Annotated in this window: 19 protein-coding genes, 1 pseudogene and 1 riboswitch; of the genes and pseudogenes, 6 read left to right on the top strand and 14 right to left on the bottom strand. The window is 72.5% G+C overall.

Features of this window, described 5'->3' with window-relative positions:
- Positions 1 to 35: 35 nt before the first annotated feature.
- The 7 genes from ABNF97_RS18750 to ABNF97_RS18780 form a co-directional block, all read right to left on the bottom strand.
- Entirely contained in the window at positions 36 to 698 is a 663-nt protein-coding gene (locus ABNF97_RS18750) for a response regulator (RefSeq protein ID WP_130462974.1), read from the bottom strand.
- Positions 695 to 1,897, bottom strand: coding sequence for a sensor histidine kinase (locus tag ABNF97_RS18755; RefSeq protein ID WP_349339271.1), 1,203 nt, complete (start codon positions 1,895 to 1,897; stop codon positions 695 to 697). The genes ABNF97_RS18750 and ABNF97_RS18755 overlap by 4 nt, the downstream gene beginning before the upstream one ends.
- Before the next feature lie 82 nt (positions 1,898 to 1,979).
- Positions 1,980 to 2,981: a tyrosine-type recombinase/integrase gene (locus ABNF97_RS18760; protein ID WP_130462975.1), complete on the bottom strand. Its 1,002-nt coding sequence runs from the start codon at positions 2,979 to 2,981 to the stop codon at positions 1,980 to 1,982.
- Between the two features lie 628 nt (positions 2,982 to 3,609).
- Complete coding sequence (locus ABNF97_RS18765) at positions 3,610 to 5,985, bottom strand: ATP-binding cassette domain-containing protein (protein ID WP_349339272.1); 2,376 nt, start codon at positions 5,983 to 5,985, stop codon at positions 3,610 to 3,612.
- Positions 5,986 to 6,157: 172 nt separating this feature from the next.
- Positions 6,158 to 6,568: a VOC family protein gene (locus tag ABNF97_RS18770; RefSeq protein WP_349339273.1), complete on the bottom strand. Its 411-nt coding sequence runs from the start codon at positions 6,566 to 6,568 to the stop codon at positions 6,158 to 6,160.
- Positions 6,569 to 6,573: 5 nt separating this feature from the next.
- Entirely contained in the window at positions 6,574 to 7,023 is a 450-nt protein-coding gene (locus ABNF97_RS18775) for a helix-turn-helix domain-containing protein (protein WP_130462978.1), read from the bottom strand.
- 84 nt (positions 7,024 to 7,107) lie between these two features.
- Complete coding sequence (locus ABNF97_RS18780) at positions 7,108 to 7,836, bottom strand: SDR family oxidoreductase (RefSeq protein WP_130462979.1); 729 nt, start codon at positions 7,834 to 7,836, stop codon at positions 7,108 to 7,110.
- 229 nt (positions 7,837 to 8,065) lie between these two features.
- On the opposite strand from ABNF97_RS18780, the gene ABNF97_RS18785 reads away from it, so the two are divergent.
- Positions 8,066 to 8,785, top strand: a complete 720-nt coding sequence (locus ABNF97_RS18785) for a hypothetical protein (protein WP_130462980.1) — start codon at positions 8,066 to 8,068, stop codon at positions 8,783 to 8,785.
- Positions 8,786 to 8,849: 64 nt separating this feature from the next.
- Positions 8,850 to 8,940, top strand: a riboswitch (ZMP/ZTP riboswitch).
- A gap of 19 nt (positions 8,941 to 8,959) precedes the next feature.
- Positions 8,960 to 10,420, top strand: a complete 1,461-nt coding sequence (locus tag ABNF97_RS18790; protein ID WP_130462981.1) for a glycine hydroxymethyltransferase — start codon at positions 8,960 to 8,962, stop codon at positions 10,418 to 10,420.
- A gap of 185 nt (positions 10,421 to 10,605) precedes the next feature.
- Here ABNF97_RS18790 and ABNF97_RS18795 read toward each other — a convergent pair whose 3' ends face one another.
- The 5 genes and pseudogenes from ABNF97_RS18795 to ABNF97_RS34240 all read right to left on the bottom strand — a co-directional run bounded on the left by ABNF97_RS18795 (position 10,606) and on the right by ABNF97_RS34240 (position 14,501).
- Positions 10,606 to 11,019 (bottom strand): VOC family protein, encoded by a 414-nt coding sequence (locus tag ABNF97_RS18795; protein ID WP_130462982.1) that lies wholly within the window; start codon positions 11,017 to 11,019, stop codon positions 10,606 to 10,608.
- A gap of 85 nt (positions 11,020 to 11,104) precedes the next feature.
- Entirely contained in the window at positions 11,105 to 11,599 is a 495-nt protein-coding gene (locus ABNF97_RS18800; RefSeq protein WP_349339355.1) for a siderophore-interacting protein, read from the bottom strand.
- A pseudogene (locus ABNF97_RS18805) lies at positions 11,597 to 11,851 on the bottom strand (siderophore-interacting protein); the annotation flags it as partial. The pseudogene ABNF97_RS18805 and the gene ABNF97_RS18800, both read right to left, overlap by 3 nt.
- A 54-nt stretch (positions 11,852 to 11,905) precedes the next feature.
- A complete protein-coding gene (cydB, locus tag ABNF97_RS18810; RefSeq protein WP_130462983.1) occupies positions 11,906 to 12,901 on the bottom strand; it encodes a cytochrome d ubiquinol oxidase subunit II in 996 nt (331 codons plus the stop codon).
- Between the two features lie 25 nt (positions 12,902 to 12,926).
- Positions 12,927 to 14,501, bottom strand: coding sequence for a cytochrome ubiquinol oxidase subunit I (locus ABNF97_RS34240; protein WP_502930516.1), 1,575 nt, complete (start codon positions 14,499 to 14,501; stop codon positions 12,927 to 12,929).
- 186 nt (positions 14,502 to 14,687) lie between these two features.
- Between ABNF97_RS34240 and ABNF97_RS18825 the strand changes: the two genes are divergently transcribed.
- Positions 14,688 to 15,482 carry a lysophospholipid acyltransferase family protein gene (locus ABNF97_RS18825; RefSeq protein WP_349339274.1) on the top strand — a complete coding sequence of 265 codons (795 nt, stop codon included), beginning with the start codon at positions 14,688 to 14,690 and terminating at the stop codon, positions 15,480 to 15,482.
- Between the two features lie 40 nt (positions 15,483 to 15,522).
- Here ABNF97_RS18825 and ABNF97_RS18830 read toward each other — a convergent pair whose 3' ends face one another.
- Complete coding sequence (locus tag ABNF97_RS18830; protein ID WP_130462986.1) at positions 15,523 to 16,053, bottom strand: LuxR family transcriptional regulator; 531 nt, start codon at positions 16,051 to 16,053, stop codon at positions 15,523 to 15,525.
- Positions 16,054 to 16,073: 20 nt separating this feature from the next.
- Positions 16,074 to 18,758, bottom strand: coding sequence for a helix-turn-helix transcriptional regulator (locus tag ABNF97_RS18835; protein WP_349339275.1), 2,685 nt, complete (start codon positions 18,756 to 18,758; stop codon positions 16,074 to 16,076).
- 209 nt (positions 18,759 to 18,967) lie between these two features.
- Between ABNF97_RS18835 and ABNF97_RS18840 the strand changes: the two genes are divergently transcribed.
- The 3 genes from ABNF97_RS18840 to ABNF97_RS18850 are packed head-to-tail and all read left to right on the top strand — an operon-like array spanning position 18,968 to position 23,081.
- On the top strand, positions 18,968 to 20,485 hold the full coding sequence (locus ABNF97_RS18840; RefSeq protein WP_130462987.1) for a dynamin family protein: 1,518 nt from the start codon (positions 18,968 to 18,970) through the stop codon (positions 20,483 to 20,485).
- Positions 20,482 to 22,401: a dynamin family protein gene (locus ABNF97_RS18845; RefSeq protein ID WP_349339276.1), complete on the top strand. Its 1,920-nt coding sequence runs from the start codon at positions 20,482 to 20,484 to the stop codon at positions 22,399 to 22,401. Before ABNF97_RS18840 ends, ABNF97_RS18845 begins: the two co-directional genes overlap by 4 nt.
- Positions 22,398 to 23,081, top strand: coding sequence for a hypothetical protein (locus ABNF97_RS18850; protein ID WP_349339277.1), 684 nt, complete (start codon positions 22,398 to 22,400; stop codon positions 23,079 to 23,081). The genes ABNF97_RS18845 and ABNF97_RS18850 overlap by 4 nt, the downstream gene beginning before the upstream one ends.
- Positions 23,082 to 23,126 lie beyond the last annotated feature (45 nt).

The raw sequence follows: 23,126 nt of genomic DNA on the forward strand, positions 1-23,126 counted from the left end.
CCCGGGGGGGGGCCCCCACGCCGCGAAGAACGTGGTCAGGAACGAGCCAACCACCCGGGCACGGTCAGCCCCGACTCGTAGGCGAGGATCACCAACTGGGCCCGGTCCCGGACCCCGGTCTTCGTCAGAATCCGGCTGACATGCGTCTTGGCGGTGGCCGGGCTCAACACCAGCCGCGCCGCGATCTCGTCATTGGACAACCCGGCGGCGACCAGCGCCAACACCTCCCGCTCCCGCTCGGTGAGCGCCCGCAACCGCGGCCCCGGATCCGGATGCCGCACCCGAGCCGCGAACTCGGCGATCAGCCGGCGAGTGATCGACGGCGCGATCAGCGCGTCACCACGCGCCACCACCCGCACCCCGTGGATCAACTCCGCCGGCTCGGTGTCCTTGACCAGGAACCCGCTCGCGCCCGCCCGCAACGCACCGTAGACATAATCGTCCAGATCGAACGTGGTCAAGATGATCACCCGGACATCGGAACTCGCGACGATCTCCCCGGTCGCCGCCAGGCCGTCCAACCCGGGCATCCGGATGTCCATGAGTACGACATCCGGCCGCAACCGCCGGGCCAGCCGCACCGCCTCGGCACCCTCGGCGGCCTCACCGACCACCTCGAAGCCGTCCTCGCCCTCCAAAATGGACCTGAACCCGGCCCGGACCAGCGTCTGGTCGTCGGCGAGCAGCAACCGGATCACTCCGCGCCCCCCGACTCGCCCCGCCCGACCGACCCCGACCCGGGAACAGCCGGCACGCCCGACCGCAACCCCGCCGACACCGGACCCGACCGCGACGGCAGCCGGGCACAGACCCGGAACCCACCCCCCGGCCCGGGACCCGCGGTCAGCGAACCACCCAACGCCCGGGCCCGCTCACCCATCCCGAGAATCCCGTTACCCGGCACCCCCGGCACACCGCAACCGTCGTCCTCGACCTCCACCACCACACACCCACCATCGGACCGCACCCGCACCACCGCCACCCTCGCCCCCGCATGCCGGGTCACATTGGTGAGCGCCTCCTGAACGATCCGGTACGCCGCCAGATCGACCTCCGCAGGCAACACCCCGATCCCCGCCACCTCCGTACGGACCTCCACCCCGGACCGCCCGGCCGTCAACACCAGATCACCGAGGCGACCCAGCCCCGGCCCACCCTCCTGCCGCAGCACCCCCAACGCCGTACGCAACTCACCCAACATCTCCTTGCTCGCCTGCTTGACCGCGACCAGCGCCTCCGCGGACCGGACCGGATCCGGACGATGCAACGCCGCACTCGCCTGCACATTGATCAGCGAAAGATGGTGACCGAGCACGTCATGCAACTCCCGAGCGATCCGCAATCGCTCCTCGGTCGCCCGCCGCCGCGCCTCCTCCTCCCTACCCTGCTCCGCGGCCAGCACCCGGGCCCGCGCCTCCGCCAGATAGGCCCGACGATTCCGGGTGACACCGACGATCACCGCAACGAGCCAACCGGCGTGCAACAGCGTCGCCCCGTTCCCGCCACCGGCCGCCCGGCCGGAACCGTCCGCGACCGCGAAGGCGACCACCGAGGCCAGACCGAGGCCGATCGCCACCGCGAGATAACCCTCGTCGACAACGGTGTAGAGGGCCACGACGAACACCAGCATGATCGGACCGGGCCGGTGCAGCAACAACCCGTACCCGCCGACCGCGCACAACGCCAGCACACCCACCGGCACCGGATGCCGGCGACGGACGTACAGCGCAGCGGAGGAGACCAGCACCGCCAGCAGCGCCACCCACTCGGCGGGAGTGTCGACACCGGCGGACTGCACCACCAGACCGACCAACCCGACCACGGCGACGACCAACACCAGAACCGCATCCGCCGCCCGGCCGCGCCATCGCCACCTCGGCATACGCCACCTCGGCATGCGAGAAGCCTAGCCCTCGGCCCGGTTACCTCGCGTCTCGCACCTGGTACGCCCCGCCTCCAGCCCTCAGCGCCGCACCCCGCTAACCGGACCTACCCGACAACAGCCGGCCCAGCGACCGGTTCGTCCGGTTCGCCCGCACCGCCGCCCGCTCCTGATCGGCGGTGACCTCGATGTAGCCCTGACTCGTCGCCAGACTCGCGTGCCCCAGCAGCCGCATGATCTCCGGAGCGCTCGCCCCGTCCTCGGCCAACCGGGTCGCGAAGGTGTGCCGCAGCGCGTGCAGCCGCGCCCCCGCCGGCACCCGGTCGGTGATCCCGGCCCGCCGATAGCAGGACTCCACCAGATACTGCAGACCACCCCGACGCAGCGGCGCACCCTCCCGGTCGACCAGCAGTGCCGAGTCCGGCCCGACGGTCCGGGAGCCGAACCGGCGACGCCGGCTCTCCAGATAGTCCGCGATCACCCGGTCGAGCTCCGGCTCCACCGGAATCAACCGGGAGCGGCTGCCCTTCCCGGTCACCTCGACCCGGCGCTCACCGTCGCGACCGACCAGCGACCCCGTGCGCAACGCCAGCAACTCGGCCAGGCGCAGCCCCGCGCAGAGCGCCAGGGCCAGCACCGCGAGGTCCCGCTCCGGCCACGGATCACGCTGACGCCGGTCCGATTCGACGACCCCGGTGAGCAGTTGCTCCGGCGTGCGGTCGCCGCGCAGCGGCTTCGGCGGGGAAGGGGGCACCCTGGGCTTGTCCACGGCGGGCATCGGGTTGCCGGTCACCACCTGCTCGGCGACGAGGAAGTCGAAGAATCCGTTCCAGGTGGACCAGGCTCGGTAGATCGAGGCGGCGGCCCGAGGAGCGGCGAACCGGGCGAAGGCCGCTCGCAGTGATCGGGTGGTCAGGGCACGAATCGGCAGCGCCGACAGGGGGAGGGGAGTGGTCGGGTCGTCGGCGACCAACCGGGCGACCGCCAGCAGATCTCGCCGGTACGCCGCCAGCGTGTGCGGGGAGGGCTTGCGGGTGGCACGAGAGGTCAGGAACTGCTCGATCAGGGGGAGTAGCAGAAAGTCCTCTTTGTCCTGCATAACGAATATTATGCATGATTGGAGTGATTTGGTCAACGAAGAGATCTTGGAGTCGGCGGTCGGGCGGCGGGTCTCGGCCACGAACGGGGAGAGGGGTCGACCGGGGCCGGGCCGGATCGGCCCCTGGGGACGTCATCGGGAGGTCTTCGTCGCCGCTGTGGAACCGCGACCGGGGCGCCGGGTGCGTGCCGGCGGCCGTCCGCCTGTTCGTCGCGGCCGGCGGTGTCAGGTCGGGTTGGGTGCCGGGTCGACGGTGGAAGTCTCCGCGCCCCGGAGGGCGTCGGTCCTGCCGACCGATGAGGGGCCGAAGGTCGACTACTTGACATAATGTACATTATCGACCTGCGCTGAGGCGGGCCGAAAGCCGAGCCCGATCCTGTTGGCCGCGAGAAATACCCGCATGCGCCCCGGCGGGCCGTGCCGGCCAGCATCCTCGCTGCCAAGCGGCGACAGCACACTGCGCCCCCCCCGGCCGGGCCCGACCGGCACCGCGCCCAGCCCGATGCGTGGTCCCGGCTCACCGCCGAAGCATCCCGGCTCCTCCCCCTGCGAGATCGATACGGTGGCCGAGTCCACCCGGATACGGCCGAAGCCATCGACGATGAACTTTTTAGAAGGATTGTGCTGGTCAGCGGCCGACGTAGGCGGCGAGGTGCTGGCCGGTGAGGGTGGAGCGGCCGGCCACGAGATCGGCAGGGGTGCCCTGGTAGACGACCCGTCCGCCGTCGTGCCCGGCGCCGGGCCCGAGATCGATGATCCAGTCGGCGTGCGCCATCACCGCCTGGTGGTGCTCGACGACGATGACCGACTTGCCGGAGTCGACGAGCCGGTCGAGCAGGCCGAGCAGTTGCTCGACGTCGGCGAGGTGCAGGCCGGCGGTTGGCTCGTCGAGGACGTATATGCCGCCCTTCTCCGCCATGTGGGTGGCCAGCTTGAGCCGCTGCCGCTCGCCGCCGGAGAGCGTGGTGAGCGGCTGGCCGAGGCTGAGGTAGCCGAGTCCGACGTCGGCGAGCCGGCGCAGGATGGCGTGCGCGGCCGGGGTGCGGGCCTCGCCGGTGTCGAAGAACTCCTCGGCCTCGGTCACCGGCATCGCGAGTACCTCGCTGATGTCGCGGCCACCGAGGTGGTACTCCAGTACGGAGGCCTCGAACCGCTTGCCTTCGCACTCCTCGCAGGTGGTGGCGACGCTGGCCATCAGCGCCAGGTCGGTGTAGATGACGCCGGCGCCGTTGCAGTTGGGGCAGGCGCCTTCGGAGTTGGCGCTGAACAGGGCGGGCTTCACCCCGTTGGCCTTCGCGAACGCCTTGCGGATCGGGTCGAGCAGTCCGGTGTAGGTCGCCGGGTTGCTTCGTCGGGAGCCGCGGATCGCGGCCTGGTCGATGGAGACGACGCCGGCTTTGGCGGGGATGGATCCGTGTACGAGGCTGCTCTTGCCGGAGCCGGCGACGCCGGTGACGACGACCAGTACCCCGAGTGGGATGTCGACGTCGACCTCGCGCAGGTTGTTCGCGGCCGCACCGCGGATCGGAAGTTTTCCGGTGGGCTTGCGTACCGTCTTCTTGAGGTCGGCCCGGTCGTCGAGATGGCGGCCGGTGACGGTGCCGCTGGTCCGCAGTCCTTCGACGGTGCCCTCGAAGCAGACGGTGCCGCCGGCGGTGCCGGCGCCGGGGCCGAGGTCGACGACGTGGTCGGCGATGGCGATCGTCTCGGGTTTGTGTTCCACGACGAGTACGGTGTTGCCCTTGTCGCGCAGCCGTAGCAGCAGTTCGTTCATCCGCTGGATGTCGTGTGGGTGCAGGCCGATGGTGGGCTCGTCGAAGACGTAGGTGACGTCGGTGAGTGAGGAGCCGAGGTGGCGGATCATCTTGGTGCGCTGGGCCTCGCCGCCGGACAGGGTGCCGGACGGACGGTCGAGCGAGAGGTAGCCGAGGCCGATCTCCACGAACGATTCGAGGGTCTGCTGGAGTGCGGTGAGCAGCGGTGCGACCGACGGTTCGTCGAGGTCGCGTACCCATTCGGCCAGGTCGCTGATCTGCATCGCGCATGCCTCGGCGATGTTGACGCCCTTGACCCGGGACGAGCGGGCGGCTTCGCTCAGCCGGCTGCCGCCGCATTCGGGGCAGGTGGTGAAGGTGACGGCCCGGTCGACGAAGGCGCGGATGTGCGGCTGCATCGCCTCCCGGTCCTTGGAGAGGAACGATTTCTGGATTTTGGGGATCAGTCCCTCGTAGGTGAGGTTGGCGCCCTCGACCTTGACCTTGGTCGGCTCCCGGTAGAGGAAGTCGCGCATCTCCTGCTTGGTGAAGTCGCGGATCGGCTTGTTGGGGTCGAGGAAGCCGGACTCGGCGTAGGTGCGCACGGTCCACCAGCTGTCCGACTTCCAGCCGGGGATGGTGAAGGCGCCCTCGGCGATCGACTTCGAGTCGTCGTAGAGCTGGGTGAGGTCGATGTCGGAGACCTTGCCGCGGCCCTCGCAGCGCGGGCACATGCCGCCGGTGCGGGTGAAGGTCTGTTTGGTGGTTTTGCCGGCGACCGTGATCGCGCCGCTGGCGCGGACCGAGGCGACGTTGAAGGCGAACGCGCTGGGTGGGCCGATGTGTGGTTCGCCGAGCCGGCTGAAGAGGATCCGGAGCATGGCGTTGGCGTCGGTGGCGGTGCCGACCGTGGAGCGGGGGTCGGCGCCCATCCGTTCCTGGTCGACGATGATCGCGGTCGTGAGCCCTTCGAGTACGTCGACCTCGGGCCGTGCCTGTGTCGGCATGAAGCCCTGGACGAAGGCGCTGTACGTCTCGTTGATCATGCGCTGCGACTCGGCGGCGATGGTGCTGAAGACCAGGGAACTCTTGCCGGAGCCGGAGACGCCGGTAAATACTGTCAACCGGCGCTTCGGGATCTCGACGCTGACGTCCTTGAGGTTGTTCTCCCGGGCGCCGTGCACGCGGATCAGGTCGTGGCTGTCGGCCGCGTGTGGCGTTGGCGTTTGGGTGTCCGTCCTCTTGGCCATGCTGCGGTGTCTCTCCTTGTCAGGCGGTCCGCGTCCGCGGGCGCCGTGGGCGTTGCTGGCGTGATCACGATGCCGGGGCCGGTGACGGTCTCGCCGATGGTCGGCGGGTCGGTGGCGTCGGTGCCGGTTGTGGTCTGGTGTGGCGCTTGTGGTCTGGTGTGCCGGTTGGGCGTCAGCGGCGCTGGTTGATGCGGATCAGGTTCCCGGTGGGGTCGCGGAAGGCGCAGTCGCGGACGCCGTAGGGCTGGTCGGTCGGCTCCTGGACGACGTCGGCGCCGCTGGCCTGCAGCCGGTCGAAGAGGCCGTCGAGGTCGTCGGTGGCGAGGGTGATGGCGGTGTAGGTGCCCTTGGCGATCAGTTCGAGGATGGTGCGGCGCTCGTCGTCGGTGATGCCGGGGTCGACGGCGGGCGGGTGCAGGACGATGGAGGTTTCCGGCTGTTTGGCGGGGCCGACGGTGATCCACCGCATTCCGGCGTATCCGACGTCGTTGCGGACCTCGAAGCCCAGGGTGTCGCGGTAGAAGGCCAGGGCGGCGTCCGGGTCGGTGTGCGGGAGGAAGGCCGCGTGAATGTTGATGTCCATGGCCGTCACGCTAGTTGCGGCTCTCGGGGCCGTGCTTCTCGATTCCTGATCGGTCTGGTGACCTGTTTTGCCAGGCACGGGGGCATCTCCCCGGTCGCGTCGGCGGTCTGGGCCCGGTAGGTGCTCGGTGGTACGCCGACGAGTTCGGTGAAGCGGGTGCTGAAGGTGCCCAGTGACGAGCAGCCGACCGCGAAACAGACTTCGGTGACGGTGAGGTCGCCACGGCGTAGTAGCGCCATGGCGCGTTCGATGCGCCGGGTCATCAGGTAGGCGTACGGTGACTCTCCGTAGGCAAGCCGGAACTGTCGGCTGAGGTGTCCGGCGGACATGCTCACACCGCGGGCGAGCGCCTCGACGTCCAGCGGCTGGGCGTACTCCCGGTCGATCCGGTCCCGGACGCGACGCAGCCGAACGAGGTCGCGCAGGTGCTGCGTCTCGGCTGGTGTGCTGTTCACCAGCCGAATCGTGCCATAGCGTGCCGAAGTTTGCCCAGTCGAGGGCTGCCTGCGGCGTCGCTGCGGCGGCGTTGCCGGGTCGGGTCACAGGCCGCCGGCGACCCGGAGTACCGCACCGGTGGTGTAGGAGGCGCCGTCGCCGAGGAGCCAGACGATCGCGGCGGCGATCTCGTCGGCTCGGCCGGCGCGGCCGAGCGGGATCCGGCTGGCGACCCGCTGTGCCCGGTCGGGTACCCCGGAGATGGTGTGGATGTCGGTGTCGATGGTGCCGGGTGCGACGGTGTTGACCCGGATCCCCCGGGGGGCGAGTTCTTTGGCCAGGCCGACGGTGAGGGCGTCGGTGGCGGCCTTGGCGGCGGCGTAGTGCACGTATTCGCCGGGGCTGCCGAGGGTGGCCGCTGCCGAGGAGACGTTGACGATGGCTCCGCCGGAGGGGAACCGGCGGGCGGCCTGTTGGGCGCAGAGGATGTAGCCGATGAGGTTGACGTCGACGACGCGGCGCAGGTCGGTGAGGGTTAGGTCTTGCAATGGGCCGACCGGGCTGGTGACTCCGGCGTTGTTGACCAGGCCGGTGGGCTCGCCGAGTTGCCGGGCCGCGTCGAAGAGTCGTACCACCTGGTCGGGATCGGTGGTGTCGGCGCGGACGGCGAGGCCCCGGCGTCCGGCGGCGGTGACGTCGCGGAGTACGGCGTCGGCGGCTTCGGCGTCGCGGCGGTAGCAGAAGACGACGTCGTGTCCGGCGGTGGCGAGGTGTCGTACGGTCGCGGCGCCGATTCCGCGGCTGCCGCCGGTCACCACCGTCAGTGGAGTCATCGGTTGTCCCCCGTTGTCACTGTCCGCTCGGCTCTCGGCGTCCGCTCGGTAGTCGGTTTGCCGGCCGCCGGATCCGGTACCTGGCGATCCTGCCAGGTGTCGGCGCGGCGGGGCCGGTAGGGATCGGGCCGCTGCGTCGTTGATCTCGGACCGGTGTGTCCGTCTCGACGTTGTCGGGCCGGCCTGGTAGTAAGTCATGAATCAAACAGGTGTACGGAAGAGGGATCCGATGGCTGCCGCGCGTACCGCCGAACAGGGGTTGTCCACCGAGGAGTTACAGCAGATCAGGGACGCGTTGGCGGGTGGCCGCAAGCCGAGGGTGCTGTTCACCGAGGCGGCGGGGCAGGTTGCCGGTCAGCTGGGCCAGGTGGTGGAGTTGACCGATCCGGAGGTGTCCGAGGAGTGGGTGGTGGTCCGGTTCGGCCGGGACGAGTTGCCCTTCTCCCCCAGCGATCTGGCCATCGCCCCGAAGGGTGCGACGCGACGGGCGGCGGCCAGGGCGGAGCCGGAGCCCGAGCCGGTCGCCGAACCAGAGTTCAAGATTGTCAGGGAGCCGGTTCCGGTGGCCCGCGAGGAGGCAGCAGTGACCGCAGTGGACACTCCCCCGTCCCGTCCGGCGGACGGGGAGGGCGAGGCGAAGCCGGCCCGTCGGGCGACGAAGGCGGCTAAGCCGAAGGGTCCGGCCGGATTGACGGTCACCCTGACGTACGCGGAGGGCGAGTGGACACTGGCGGCGACGCAGGGAGCGAAGTCGTTGGCGAAGCCGTACGTGATCAAGCCGGCCGAGGCGTTGAAGATGGTGGCGTTGATCGATGTGCCAGGTGTGCACGAGGCGGTGGAGCAGATCATGGCGGTGGAACGGCGGGAGGCCGAGCAGCAGGCGGAGAAGTTGCGGGCCGAGCTGGCGGAGATCGAGGCGCGGTTGGCGGAGCTGCGCGACGCGAGCTGAGCGGCGCACCGGGGTACGGGTTGGGCATCGTTGGTCGCGGCGGGCCGGGCGGGTTGGTACGCTCGGCCCGGACCGTGACTGGCGTGCTGGGATGGGGTCAACCATCGGGAAGCGGTCCCGTCGAGTGACGTGTGCCGTGCGCCTGGGCCGATTTTCGCTGCCCAGGAGGTTTCGATGGCCCACCAGGTGTATCCGCTCGGCACGAGGTCCACAGAGTCCGTCGCGTTCGGCGCGGCATTGGACGTGGTGCGTGCGGTCGAGCCCCGGATTGCCGACGCGATCGGCGCGGAGCTGGCCGACCAGCGCGAGTCGTTGAAGTTGATCGCGGCGGAGAACTACGCGTCCACGGCGGTGCTGCTGGCGATGGGCAACTGGCTCAGCGACAAGTACGCGGAGGGCACGGTCGGCCGCCGGTTCTACGCCGGTTGTCGCAACGTCGACACGGTGGAGTCGATCGCGGCGGAGCATGCCCGGGAGTTGTTCGGTGCGGCCCACGCGTATGTGCAGCCGCATTCGGGGATCGACGCGAACCTGGTGGCGTTCTGGGCGGTGCTGGCGGACCGGGTGGAGTCGCCGGTGTTGCGGCGGGCCGGGGTGCGGCACGTGAACGATCTGACCGACCAGGACTGGGCGGTGTTGCGGCGGGAGCTGGGTGACCAGCGGATGCTGGGCATGTCGTTGGACGCGGGTGGGCATCTGACGCACGGTTTCCGGCCGAACATCTCCGGCAAGATGTTCGACCAGCGTAGTTACGGCACCGATCCGGAGACGGGGCTGCTCGACTACGACGAGGTGCGGCGGATCGCCCGGGAGTTCCGGCCGCTGATTCTGATGGCCGGCTATTCGGCGTACCCGCGCCGGGTGAACTTCAGGCTGATGCGGGAGATCGCCGACGAGGTCGGTGCGACGCTGCTGGTCGACATGGCGCACTTCGCCGGGCTGGTGGCCGGGAAGGTGTTCGCCGGTGACTTCGACCCGGTGCCGTACGCGCACCTGGTGACCACGACGACGCACAAGTCGTTGCGGGGGCCGCGCGGCGGGATGGTGTTGTGTGCGCCGGAGTTGGCCGACCAGGTGGATCGGGGTTGTCCGATGGTGCTCGGTGGCCCGTTGCCGCACGTGATGGCCGGGAAGGCGGTCGCGTTGGCGGAGGCGCGGCGGCCGGAGTTCGCGGCGTACGCGGGCCGGGTGGTGGAGAACGCGGTCGCGTTGGCGGAGGGACTACTGCGGCGGGGCGCCCGACTGGTGACCGGGGGTACGGACAACCATCTGCTGCTGGTGGACGTGTCGGGGTACGGGCTGACGGGGCGGCAGGCCGAGGCGGCGCTGTTGGATGCCGGCATCGTGACGAACCGGAACTCGGTGCCCCGGGACCCGAACGGCGCCTGGTACACCTCCGGGGTCCGGCTCGGCACGCCGGCGTTGACCACCCGGGGGCTCGGGGTGGCGGAGATGGACGAGATCGCCGGGCTGCTGCACACGGTGTTGTCGGCGACCCGGTCGGGGGTCGGGCCGGACGGTGTCCCGAGCAGGGCGCGGTACGTGCTGGACGGGGCGGTGGCGGAGCGGGTGGCCGGGCAGGCGGCCGACCTGCTGGCGGACTATCCGCTGTATCCGCTGGTCGATCTGGGCTGACTCGTCACGAGCGGTCCCGGAAAGCCGCCGTTCGCGTTCCCTGGGATCGGGGTGCGTGCCTGGGATCGTCCGCGGGTCTGGGATCGGGGTGCGGTCTGGGATCGAGGGCCTCCGGCTTTCCCGGGGCCGGGGATCTTCCGGGCCGGATGCGGTTCGGGGTGGATCGCATCCGGCCCGGTCGGCGGCTACTCCGCGTAGGGCTGGTCCTCGCCCTCCGCGCTGTACCCGAGGCTCCAGATGTAGCCGTCCGGGTCGGCGAAGGTGCCGCCGTATCCGCCCCAGGGCAGCCGGCCGGCCGGCTTGAGGACGGTGGCGCCCGCCTTCTCGGCCTCCGCCATGACTTCGTCGATCCGGGTCTCGGTGCGGACCACGTAGGTGAGGACGACTCCGCTGAAGCCGCTGCCTTCCGGGCTCGTACCCACATGCTGGGCCAGGCCGTCGCGGCTGTAGAAGCCGACGGGCGAGCCGCCGTCGGGTGCGAAGAAGATCACGTCGCCGTAGTCCTGCGCGATCTTCCAGCCGAGACCCTCGGTGTAGAACCGCTTGGACCGCTCCATGTCCCGGACGGCGAGCAGGATCGTGCTCACGTGCGCTTTCATGTCTTGTCCCCTTTCTTGTGTTTCGGTTGACCATCCGGGAGCCACGCTACGAGCGGGTTCGGGGACCGCGCTTCTTGAATCCTGATCAGCCGGCGGTGGTGGTCCCGGCGTAGGCGAGGCGTTCGCGTGCCTCGGCGAGGTCCTCGTCGGTCGGGTCGTCGTCCTGGGTGAGGTTCCGCCGCCAGTAGCCGGTGAAATCGATCGCCTGTTTCGGCAGGCCCCGGTCGTCGACGAGGTGCCGGCGCAGGGCGCGTACGGTGCCGGCCTCGCCGGCCAGCCAGGCGAGGACGGAGCCGGCCGGGAAGGTCGCGGACCGTACGGCGTCGAGGAGGCGGCGCCCGTGTGCGGTGGGCGGGTTGTCGCGGTGCAGCCAGTGCAGGGTGAGGTCGGCCGGGGTGTCGAGGTGCTGCTCCTCGGCCCGGTCGGGGATCTCGACGAAGGCGTGTGCCCGGGTGCCGGCGGGCAGCGCCTCGACGATGGTGCCGAGCGCCGGCAGCGCCGACTCGTCGGCGGCGAGCAGCAGCCAGTCGGTGGTGCCGAGCGGGAGGGGACGGGCGAAGACCGGGGATGGGCCGAACATGCCGAGGGTGTCGCCGGGGGTGGCGGAGGCGGCCCACCGGGTCGCGGGGCCGGCGTTGTCGTGCAGGGCGAAGTCGATGTCGATCAGGTTGCCGTGCGGGTGGTGTGCCCGGATGGTGTAGCTGCGGGTCCAGGGGCGGACGGGTGCGGGAAGGTCGGCGAAGCCGGCGTACCACCGCCACAGGTCGGGGTCGGGGTCGGGAAGCCGGGGGCGGTCTTGTCCGGGTCTCGGGAAGTAGAGCTTCACCTGCTGGTCGGGTCCGTCGAACTCGCCGGTGCGGTGCGGTGCGGGCCGGGCGGTCGGCGGTCACCGGGGGATGTTGGCGACGCCGATCCGCTTGCGGAACACCCAGTAGGTCCAGCCCTGGTAGGCGAGGACGACGGGGGTGAAGAAGGCGGCCACCCAGGTCATCACCTTCAGGGTGTAGGGGCTGGAGGCGGCGTTGGCGACGGTGAGGGTGCCGGCCGGGTCGGTGGTCGACGGCAGCACGGTCGGGAAGAGTGCGGAGAACAGGGTGGCGACGGTCAGCCCGATCGCGGCGGCGGTGCCGAGGAAGGCCCAGCCCTCCCGGCGTACCCGGGTGGCGGCCAGCATGCCGGCCAGGGCGAGCGCGGCGGCCACGGCGAGGCCGACGGCGGCCGGGGTGTGCCGGATGGAGAGGCTGACGGCCAGGAACGCGGCGGTGAGCGCGGCGGTGGCCGTGCCGGCCCGGACGGCGAGCCGGCCGGCCCGGGTCCGGATCTCGCCGGTGGTCTTGAGGGCGAGGAAGACGGCGCCGTGCGTGACGAACAGCGCCGTCGTGGTCGCCCCACCGAGCAGGGCGTACGGGTTGAGCAGGTCGAGCGGTCCGCCGGTGTAGTCGCCCCGGGCGTCCAGCGGTACGCCGCGCAGCAGGTTGCCGAGGACGACTCCCCACAGCATGGCGGGGATCAGGGAGCCGAGGAAGATGGCGAGATCCCACCGGGCCCGCCAGCCGGCCTCGGAACGCTTGTGCCGGTACTCGAAGGCGACGCCGCGGAAGATCAGGGCGAGCAGGACGAGCAGCATCGGCAGGTAGAAGCCGGAGAAGAGGCTGGCGTACCAGGCGGGGAAGGCGGCGAAGAGGGCACCGGCGGCGGTGATCAGCCAGACCTCGTTGCCGTCCCAGACCGGCCCGATGGTGTTGATCAGTACCCGGCGTTCCCGGTCGTCGCGGCCGAGGACGGGCAGCAGGATGCCGACGCCGAAGTCGAAGCCCTCCAGGATGAAGTAGCCGGTGAAGAGGACGGCGATGAGCAGGAACCAGAAGGTGGGCAGGTCCACGGCGGACTCCGGTCGGGTCGGTGGGTCAGTAGGCGAAGGCGAGGGGGCGGTTCTCGTCGTCGGTGTCGGTGTCGGGGTCCGGCGGTGCTGCGGTGTCCGGCAGGCCGGCGCGGGCGTACCGGATCAGCAGCCGGACCTCGACGACGGCGAGGGTGGCGTAGACCAGGGTGAAGGCGGTGAACGAGGTGAGTACCTCGGGCAGCGAGACGCTGCGGGAGACGCCGTCGCGGGTGAGCATCTCGCCGAAGACGACCCACGGCTGCCGGCCCATCTCGGTGAAGATCCAACCGAAGCAGTTCGCGGCGAGCGGCAGGACCGGCATGACCAGGCCGGCCCGGACCAGCCAGCGGGAGTTCGGGGTACGGCCACGACGCTGTGCCCAGAGCACGATCGCGGCGATCGCGGCGGCGGCCAACCCGAAACCGATCATGAACCGGAAGCTCCAGTAGGTGACCGGGATGATCGGGGTGTAGCTGCCGGGGCCGTACTGGGCGGCGTACTGGGCCTGGAGGTCGTTGATGCCCTGGACCTGGCCGTTCGGGTCGCCGGTGCCGAGTACGGAGAGCAGGTACGGGATCTTGATGGCGAACAGTTCCCGGCTGCCGTCCAGGCTGCCGATGGTCAGGACGGAGAACGAGGCGGGCTGCTCGGTGGTGTAGAGCGCCTCGGCGGCGGCCATCTTCATCGGCTGCACCTGAGTCATGATTTTGCCTTGGAGGTCGCCGCTGATCACGACGGCGACCGCGGCGGCGAGGGTGACCCAGGCGCCGAACCGGGCGGCGAACCGGAACGCGGCCCGGTTCTCCCCCGCCGTGTCGTCCTGCCCTTCGACGGCCCGGGTTCCGGCCGTGCCGGTCTCGTCGGGCGTGCCGGCCCGGTCGGCCGTGCCGGGCGTGCCGGCCCGGTCGGCCGTGCCGGGCGTGCCGGCCCGGTCGGCCGTGCCGGGCGTGCCGGTCTTGTCGGCCGATCCTGCGGTCGGGCGCAGGTGCCAGAGGGCGATCGAGACCATCAGTGCCCCGGCGACCAGGAAGCAGCCGGCGAGGGTGTGCGGGAAGGTGACCAGGGTGACCTTGTTGGTGAGTACGGCGACGATGTCGGTGAGTTCGGCGCGGCCGGTGTCGGGGTTGATCCGGTAGCCGACCGGGTTCTGCATCCAGGAGTTCGCCGCCAGGATGAAGTACGCGCTCAGCGTGGAGCCGATCGCGACGGCCCAGATGGTGGCGAGGTGGATCCGGCGGGGCAGCCGGTCCCAGCCGAAGATCCACAGGCCGAGGAAGGTGGATTCGAGGAAGAAGGCCAGCAGCGCCTCGAGTGCCAGCGGGGCGCCGAAGACGTCGCCGACGAAGCGGGAGTAGTCGCTCCAGTTCATCCCGAACTGGAACTCCTGCACGATGCCGGTGACCACGCCCATCGCGAAGTTGATCAGGAAGAGCTTGCCGTAGAACTTCGTCAGCCGCAGGTAGCGCAGTTGTCCCGTACGGTGCCAGCGGGTCTGCAGGATCGCCACGAGGACCGACAGCCCGATGGTCAGCGGTACGAAGAGGAAGTGGTAGACGGTGGTGACACCGAACTGCCACCGGGCGACGTCGAGCGCGTCCACGGTTGACCCCCAGCCATTTACTACCGAACGTAGTAAATACTACTGGCCGTCGTAGACGGTGGCACTGGGAGGTCGATCACGTCCATTCGGCGGGCGGCGACCTCGGGCCGGACAGCCTCCCGGCGTGCGCGACAGCCCCTGCCCGGGGCCTGTCCGGTGGCCGGCGCGTGCGACGATCGACCGCTGATGGAGACCACCACCACTACCCCGTGGCGCGCCCCCCGCTTCTGGCTCTTCCTCCAGGTACTCGCCCGGGGCGTGGTCGGGCTGCTCGCCCGGCTGCGGGTCACCGGCGACGTGCCGGACGAGTTGCGGCACGGCCCGCTGATCCTGGCCGCCAACCACATCAACCCGTTCGATCCGGTCGTGCTGACCGCCGCCTGCCGGGTACGCCGGATCGCGCCCCGGATCATGGCCACCGGCGGGGTGTTCCGGGCCCCTATCGTCGGCTCCGCGATGCGGGCCAGCGGGCACATCCGGGTCGACCGGCGCACCCCGACCGTCGGCCTCGCCCTGGAGCACGCGGCGGCGGCCGTCGCCCGGGGCTCGGTGGTGCTGGTCTATCCCGAGGGACGGATGGGGCTCGACCCGGGAATGTGGCCCGAACGGGGCAAGACCGGCACCGCCCGGCTTGCCTTCGCCAGCGGCGCCACCGTCGTTCCGGTCGCCCAGTGGGGCGCACACGAGGTGCTGCCGTACAGCGCACCGGCCGGGATGCTCAGGGCGGTCGGCCGGGCGATGCTCCGCCGGCCGGTGATCCGAGTGCACTTCGGCCCACCCGTCGACCTGGCCGGGATCGACCCGGCCGGTCCCGGCGCCGCCGCCCGGGCCACCGACGCGATCGTCGACGCCCTCACCGTCGCGCTGGTGCCGCTGCGCCCCGACGAACCTGACCGGCCCCGCTACGTCGACCCGACCCGGCCCACCGAGACCCGCCGCCAACACCGCCGCCGCCACCCCGACCGGCCGGCCAGCACCTGAACTCCCCCGCCGCGTCGATCCCGAAAGTGCCGGGCGCCGGTCAGTCGGAGCGGCGTTGCCGCAGGTAGGCGAGGACGGCCTCCCGGGTGGTCCGCACACCGAGCGCCTCGCGGGCCTGAGCGATCCGCCGGTTCGCGGTACGCAGCGACAGGAACTCCGCGGCCGCCGCGGCGGCGATGGTCTCGCCGTCGGCGAGCCGCTCCAGCAGTGCCCGCTGTTCCGGGATCAGGTGGCTCACCACCGACTCGGCCTCGGGCACCGCCGCCTCGTCCGGATCCCGGTGTACCGGGCCGAGCCGGCCCAGGTCGTCGACGAGTGCCCGGCCGACCTCACCGGCCGGGTCGACGATCGCCACCACCCCGGCGCCGCGGGCGGCGGCCAGCACCGCCAGCCGTACCGTCTCGGCGTCCGGTACCCGGCCGAACAGCACCAGCCGGGCGTCGGCCAGGTCCCAGCCGGGTTCGGTGACCGCGAACCCCTCCCGGGTGGTCCAGCCGTCCCGGGCGAGTCGGCGCAGCACCGTGGTCGCGTCGGTCGCCGACGGCACGACGTAGCGCGGCGGGTCTGTCATCGCTGCACCTCCAGCACCTGTCACAGCCCCTCCAGGGCGAGGGCCGCGGCCTCGGTACGGGTGCGGGCGCCGAGCTTGCGCATCCCGGACCGGACGTGGGTCTCCACCGTCTCGGCGGATATACCCAGTCGGCCGGCGATGCGTCGGGTCGGTTCGCCGGACGCGACCAGGCGGAGCACCTCACGCTCCCGGTCGGTGAGGTCGCCGTCGGAACGGGAGCCCCGGACGTCGCGGCGTACGGCGTGCCGGCGCAGCGCCCGGCGGATCCGGCCGAGGAGTACGACCAGGCCGGCCCGTTCGGCACGGTCCTCGGCGGTCAGCAGCACCGGAACGCTCCGCGCCGGGTCCGGCTCGTGCAAACCGGCGGCGAGTAGGCAGCGCACCTCCTCGCGGACCGCGAGGTCCCGCCAGCCGTCGGCGGCCACCGTGAAGCCGGTCGGGTCGCCGCCCGGGCTGTCCCAGGCGGCGAGGGTCTGCCACACCGGCACCGGCCCGGCGGGAACGGTGGTCACCGCCCCGTCGGACAGCCCCGAACCGGCTTCGGCCGTCGCGCCGTCGTAGGCGGCCCAGCGGGCGGTGATCTGCCGCAGCCCGTCGATCAGCGGCGGGCCGCCGCAGGATGCTCCGGCGGCCCGGTCCGGCTGGCCGTCGAGCCAGGCCGCCTCCCGGCTCACCCAGTCGAGCAGCGCGTCGACGCCGGCCGAACCGCCGGTGGTGACGGCCGCCAGTCGGGACCGGGCCGGCCCGAGCAGCCCACCGTCGGCCTCGACCAGGCTGGCGGCGGCGACCGCGTAGCCCCGGGCCGGGGCCGGCAGGGTCCGGTCGGTGAGGTCGCCCGCCCGGCGCAGCGCCTCGTCGACGTCGAGGACCCCACCGGAATCGAGGGCGGCGCCGGCGTCGCTGGCCCCATCGGAATCGAAGGCGGCGCCGGCGTCGAGGGCGGGCGGTCCGCCACGCAGCGCCGCGCACCACAGCCGGGCAGCCAGGAACCGGGTCTGCCAGCTGTAGGCGAGGTCGGCCCCGCAGGCCTGCTCCGCCGCCTCGGCGGCCTGCCCGGCCTCGTCGAGGCGGCCGTCGGCGAGCAGCGTCTCGACCAGCAGCCAGGCACTCCACCGGGCGGACAGCGGATCACCGGCCGCGCCCGCCTCCGCCGCTGCCGAGGCCAGCGCCGACTCCCAGCCCCGGGCCCGGTTCGCGGCGCCTACCGCCGCCAGCGCGGCCCGCAGCCCCGGGTGTGCCGGTTCCGGGCCGTGCAGGTGGGCGATCCGGGCCGCGGTCCGGATCGCCTCGGCCGGGTCGGTGCCGAGCTGGGCGAGGAGCACGATCCGGTCCCGGGCGGCGAGCTGCTCGCCGGTGGCCGAGTCCGGGACCCGGGCCACCGCCGACCGGGCGCCGGCCAGGTCGCCGAGCTGGACCAGCGCCTCGGCCCGCAGCAGGTCCGGGTCGACGCCGAGCGGTGTGCCGGTGGTCAACACCCGGGCCGCCGCCCGGGGCCGGCCGCAGGCCAGCGCCGCCCGGGCGGCGTCGACCCGGACCGCCGGCTCCGGCTCGACGCCGGGCAGCGCGCAGGCGAGCAGCAGCAGATCGGCCCGGGCACCGGCGGTGCCGGCGCCGGCCGCCACCTCCAGTGCCCGCCGGTACGCGGCCGCGCTGTCACCGGCCGCCGCCAGGTGCCGGACCGCCTCCTGCGGTGGTACCAGCTCGGCGAGGCGCCGGTGCAGCGCCTGCCGGCCGGTCTCGTCGAGCAGCCCGGCGGCGACCTCTGCGACGTACGGGGACACCGGGGCGACCAGCGCGGTGCCGCCCTGCTCGACGGTCACCAGACCGGCGGCGTGCAGTTCGTCGACTCCGGCACCGAGCACGCCTACCGGTGCCGGGCGGCCGAGCAGCCCGAGGGCGGCCATCGTGGTCCGTGCCGGCCGGGTCAGGTCGGCCAGCGCCGCCGCCACGGCGTAGCCGACCTGCTCCGGGTCGCGGTCTGCCGGCTCCGGGCGCCGCTCGGTGGCGCCGCCGGGTCGGGGTGCTCCGGCCGGCCCCCGTGCGGCTGCCTGGCGGGCCAGGGTCACCACCGCCAGCGGCACCCCACCGGAGCGCCGGACCAGGTCGGCGACGGACGACGGGCCCAGCCCCGGCGCGATCCGCCTGGCCAGGGCGGTCGCCGACTCCACGGCCAGCGGCGGCACCGGGAGCCAGCCCGCCGCGACGGCCCGCAGCGCCGCCACCGCCGGCGCCGGAAGCCGATGCGGCGTACGCAGCGCGACCGCGACCCGGCAGTGCGCGGCCAACGGCACCAGGGCGGCGAGGGTGGCCGGATCGACCCACTGGAGATCGTCGAGGAGCAGCAGGCCGCCGCGTACCCGGGACCGGACGGCCTCGGCGAGCAGGGCGGGATCGTGCCCCGGCAGCCGGACCCGGACCGCCCGGGCCAGTGCGAACGCCGGTTCGCCGGGCAGGCAGGCCAGACCACCCCCGGCGAAGACCGGTCCCCGGAAGGTGGCGCCGAGCCGGTGCAGGGCGGTGCTGCGTCCGCCGCCGGGACCGCTGTGCAACACGACCAGGCCGGGGGTGGCGAGCAGTCCGGAGCCGACCGCGACCACGTCCGGCGCCGGATCGCCGACCGCGACGCCGTGCGGGGCCGGATCGCCGGATCGCCCGTCGTCCGGCCGGAACTGGTCGGGCAGATCACCGACCGACGCGTGCCGCACTGTCCTCCCCCGCCCGGGTCGACGCCGCGCCACCGCTGGAAGACGGTGGCACGAACATGGGATCCTGCGCCGGCAGGATATTCGTAGTGTGATGTCCGGCAGGGGCAGCCCGCCCTCGCCGCCGTGTCGGAAGGACAGCAGACGAGATGATCGTGCTCCACCACCGGGTTCCCGCCATTGTCGCCGACCGCACCGCCGGCTGACGAGCGATGGGAGCAGGTCCGCTCAGCGCCCGGGTCGCCGCCCTCTGTGACGAGGTCGGTCCCCGACTCGGTGCCGCTACCGGAACCCAGGTGTCGGGGGTACGCCGCCGGCTCGACGAGCCGCTGCGGGTGGCGATCGCCGGCCGACTCAAGGCCGGCAAGTCGACGCTGGTCAACGCGTTGATCGGTCGACGGGTGGCGCCGACCGAGGTCGGCGAGTGCACCCGGATCGTCACCCAGTTCCGCTACGGCACCGCCGACCGGGTCGACGTGGTCCGCCGGGACGGCAGTCGGCTCAGCCTGCCGCTGGACGACACCGGCATGATCCCGCAGCGGCTCGGCGTACCGCGTGCCGAGATCTCCTACGTCGACGTCACGCTGACCAGCGACCACCTGCGCGACCTGACCGTGCTGGACACCCCCGGACTCGCCTCGACGAACACCTCGGTCAGCGCCGGCGCCCGCCGGTTGCTCTTCGAGGCCGCGACCGCCCCGTTCGACGACAACATCGACGACGACTCGGCCGGCGCGATCGCCGGAGCCGAGGCGATCGTCTACGTCTTCACCCAGTCGGTCCGGGACGACGACCTGGCGGCGCTGGAGGCGTTCCGGTCGGTCTCGGCCCGGCTGGCCAGCAACCCGATCAATTCGCTCGGCCTGTTCAACAAGGTCGACAAGCTGGTCGGAGGTGCGGCCGACCCGTGGCCGGTGGCCGGTCCACTCGCCGCCGACCAGACCGGTGTGCTGCGCCGGGTGGTCTCCGAGGTGGTGCCGGTCGTCGGGCTGCTGGCCGAGACGACCGAGGCCGGACGGCTGACCGCCGCCGACTGTGAGGCGCTGCGCACGCTGGCCCGGCTGCCGGCCGGCGAGCGGGCGGTGCTGCTCGCCTCGGTCGACCTGTTCGCCTCCCGGGACTGCCCGGTCCCCCGCGAGCAGCGGGAGCGGCTGCTGCGGCTGCTCGACCTGTACGGCATCGGCTTCGCCATCGCCCAGTTCGCCGCCCAGCCGCAGCTGGCCAGCGGTGACCTGGTCCGGCTGCTCTTCGCCGCCTCCGGGTTCCCCCGGCTGCGCAACACCCTCGACCACGCCTTCCGGTGGCGTACCGATGCGATCAAGGCCGGCTGGGGGCTGTCCAGCCTGGAGAGGCTGGCCAGCCACGCCCCCCGGCCCGAGGACCGGGAACTGCTCCGGGACGCGATCGAACAGGTGCTGCAACAGCCGGAGTACCACCGGCTGCGGCTGCTGGAGGTGGCCCAGTTGGTCAGCTCCGGCTCGGTGGAACTGCCCGAGCCGATGGAGCAGGAACTGACCCGGCTGGCGCTCTCCACCGACCCGCAGTGGATCCTGAGCCTGCCGGCCGCCGCCCCGGAGCAGTTGGCCCGGGCCGCGCTGGAGGCCGCCACCCGGTGGCGGGTGTACGCGGTCGCCGGGGCGAGCCCGGCGCAGTCCCGGGTGGCACAGGTGGCGCACCGCGGCTTCTTCCTGCTCTCCCAGCGGGTACGCGCCGAGGGGAGCCTGCGGTGACCGCCGGCCGTACCGCCGCCGGGGCGGGTGCCGCACCGGCCCAGCGCGGCGGTGACCCGGAGGCGGCGCTCGGGGCGGCGCTGACCGGGGCGGTCGACGGCGGGCTGGCGTACCTGCGCAAGGTCGCCCCGGACGCGGCCGGCGAGGTCGACACGCTGCGCCGCCAGGTGGTGACCCGCCCCTCGATCGTGGTGGTCGGCGAGACGAAACGCGGGAAGAGTTCCCTGGTCAACGCCCTGGTCGGGGTGCCGGAGCTGTCGCCGGTGGACGTCGCGGTCGCCACCTGCTGTTACCTGGAGTTCGTGCCGGGGGCCCAGGCCGGTGCCCGGGCCTTCCTGCCGGGGCGGTCCGAGCCGCTGCCGCTGCGCGTGGCCGAGCTGCGGGACTGGGCCACCCCGCTGGGTCGGTTGCCGGACGACCAGCGCCCGCCCCGGCACATCGAGGTGACCCATCCGGCGCCGCTGTTGCAGTACCTGAGCCTGGTCGACACCCCGGGCACCGGCGGGCTGGACCCGGCGCACGCCGAGATCGCCCTGGACGCGGCGGCCAGGGCCACCGCCCTGCTCTTCGTGGTCGACGCCGCCGCTCCGTTCGCCCAGCCGGAACTCGATTTTCTGATCGAGGCGAGCAAGCGGGTCAACCTGGTGGTCTTCGCGCTGACCAAGACCGACGCGTACCCGGGCTGGCGGACGATCCTGGCCGACAACCGGGCGCAGTTGCAGGCCCACGCCCCCCGGTTCGGCGGCGCGTCGTGGTTTCCGGTCTCGGCTCGGCTGGCGGAGCTGGCCCGGACCATGCCGGCGGAGGCGGCTGGCGAGCTGCTCAAGGAGTCCCGGATCGCGCAGTTGCAGCACGCGCTGATCGGGGTGGCGGGCCGGGGCCACCTGCTGCGGCAGGCGAACCTGCTGCGCACGGTCCGTAGTGAACTGGTCCGGTACGACCTTGAGCTCGGTGACCGGCTGCGGGCGATCGACCCCGATCCGGCGGACCTGCACCGGATCAAGCAGGACCGGGCGGCGCTGGCGGCGCGGAAGCGTACCGAGTCGCGGCAGTGGTCGCTGGCGTTGAGCACCGAGACGCAGCGGGCCCGGGTCGAGGCGACCGGGCTGCTCCGGGGATACGTCGGCACCCTCCAGGAGGAGTTCCTGAACCGGATCGACAATGCCCGCAGCGAGGAGCTCAGGGGGCTGCCACAGCAGGTCGACGAGGCGTTGCACGCGCTGTCGGTGCGGCTGTCGGACGATCTGGAGGTGCGGTTCCGGCAGGTCGGCGAGCGGGTCCTCGCCGAGGTGTTCCAGCCGGAGGAGTTGCGTTTCGTGCTCGGGCGGCTCAACGCCACCCTGCGGCACGCGCTGGCCAGCAAGCCGCGCCGGTCCGGCGGCGGCCCGGACAACATGATGATCGCGATGTCGGCCGGGTCGATGGCGTTCCTGGCCGGCCGGGGTGCGATGGCCGGTGCCTCGGCGCTCGGCGCGGGTGCGCTGGTCGGCGGCAGCCTGCTGATCCCCTTCGCCGGGCTCGGCCTGGGGCTGGCCGCCGGTGGCTTCATCCTGTACCGGCGCCGGGTGCACACCGACCGGCAACAGGCCCGGACGTGGCTGCGGGAGGTGGTCACCGACGCCCGGGCGGCGCTCTCCGACGAGATCACCAACCGGTTCACCGACCTGCAGTACGCGCTGACCCTCGCCCTCGACGACGCGATCGAGCGCCGGCTGCGGCAGCTCGACGAGCGGATCGCCGAGATCGACGCGGCGGCGGCCGAGGACACCGCCGTCCGCGCCCGGCGCCGGGCCGCCACCAAGGCGGAGCGGGAGACGGTCCGGGCCCGGGTCAAGCAGGTCGACGAGGTGCTGATCCGAGCCCGGGTGTTGACACCGGCGGCCCCGGCCACCGAGGCACGGGGGGCGAGGACATGACCGACTACTGGGGCGGCTGGTCCGCCGACGAGCCGGAGTTCGGCGGCCCGGAGGGCGAGGACTTCGGCGACCTGACCCCGGATCCACCCGACGACGACCGCGGCTTCCCGGCCGAGGGGTTCGGTGGCGAACCCGATCCCGGTGACCCGACCGGGACGCCGGCCGACCCGCCGATGCCACTGGGCTACGACGACCTACCGACCGACGACCCGCCGACCGAGGCTCCGCCGACCGACGACCAGCCGACCGACGACCCGTACGCCGAGGCGGACCCGTACCCGGCGGCGGAGCCGGGGTCCGGGGCGAACGGCTGGGCGGAGGTGCCCGCCGAGGTCGGCTTCGGCGGCGCGGACCCGCCGCTCGGCGCCGACCCGGACCTCGACCCGTACGCCGACACCGGGCCGGCCTGGTGGGAGGCGACCGAGTTGCCGGATCTCGGCGCGCCGCCGGAGCCGGTCGACGGTTTTCCGTGGGCCGATCCCGCACTGCTCGGCCAGCCGGTCGACACGGTACCGCCGCCGCTGTCCGGAGCGGACGCCGCGACCGTCGCCCCGGACGAGTTGGCCGGGTACGCCGGCGAGGAACTGCCGGCCGACGGCGACCCGTGGGCGGCGCTGACCGCCTCCGAGGACCCGGCGACGAGTACGCTTGCCCGGTTCTGGTTGCCGGAGGAGCGCTGACGGAACACCGGGCCTTCCGCGCTGCTGCGGGCTTCGGCGCGTTCC

Origin of the sequence: Plantactinospora sp. B6F1 (genome assembly GCF_040120695.1) — a bacterium.
In the GTDB taxonomy this organism is placed as follows: Bacteria; Actinomycetota; Actinomycetes; order Mycobacteriales; family Micromonosporaceae; genus Plantactinospora.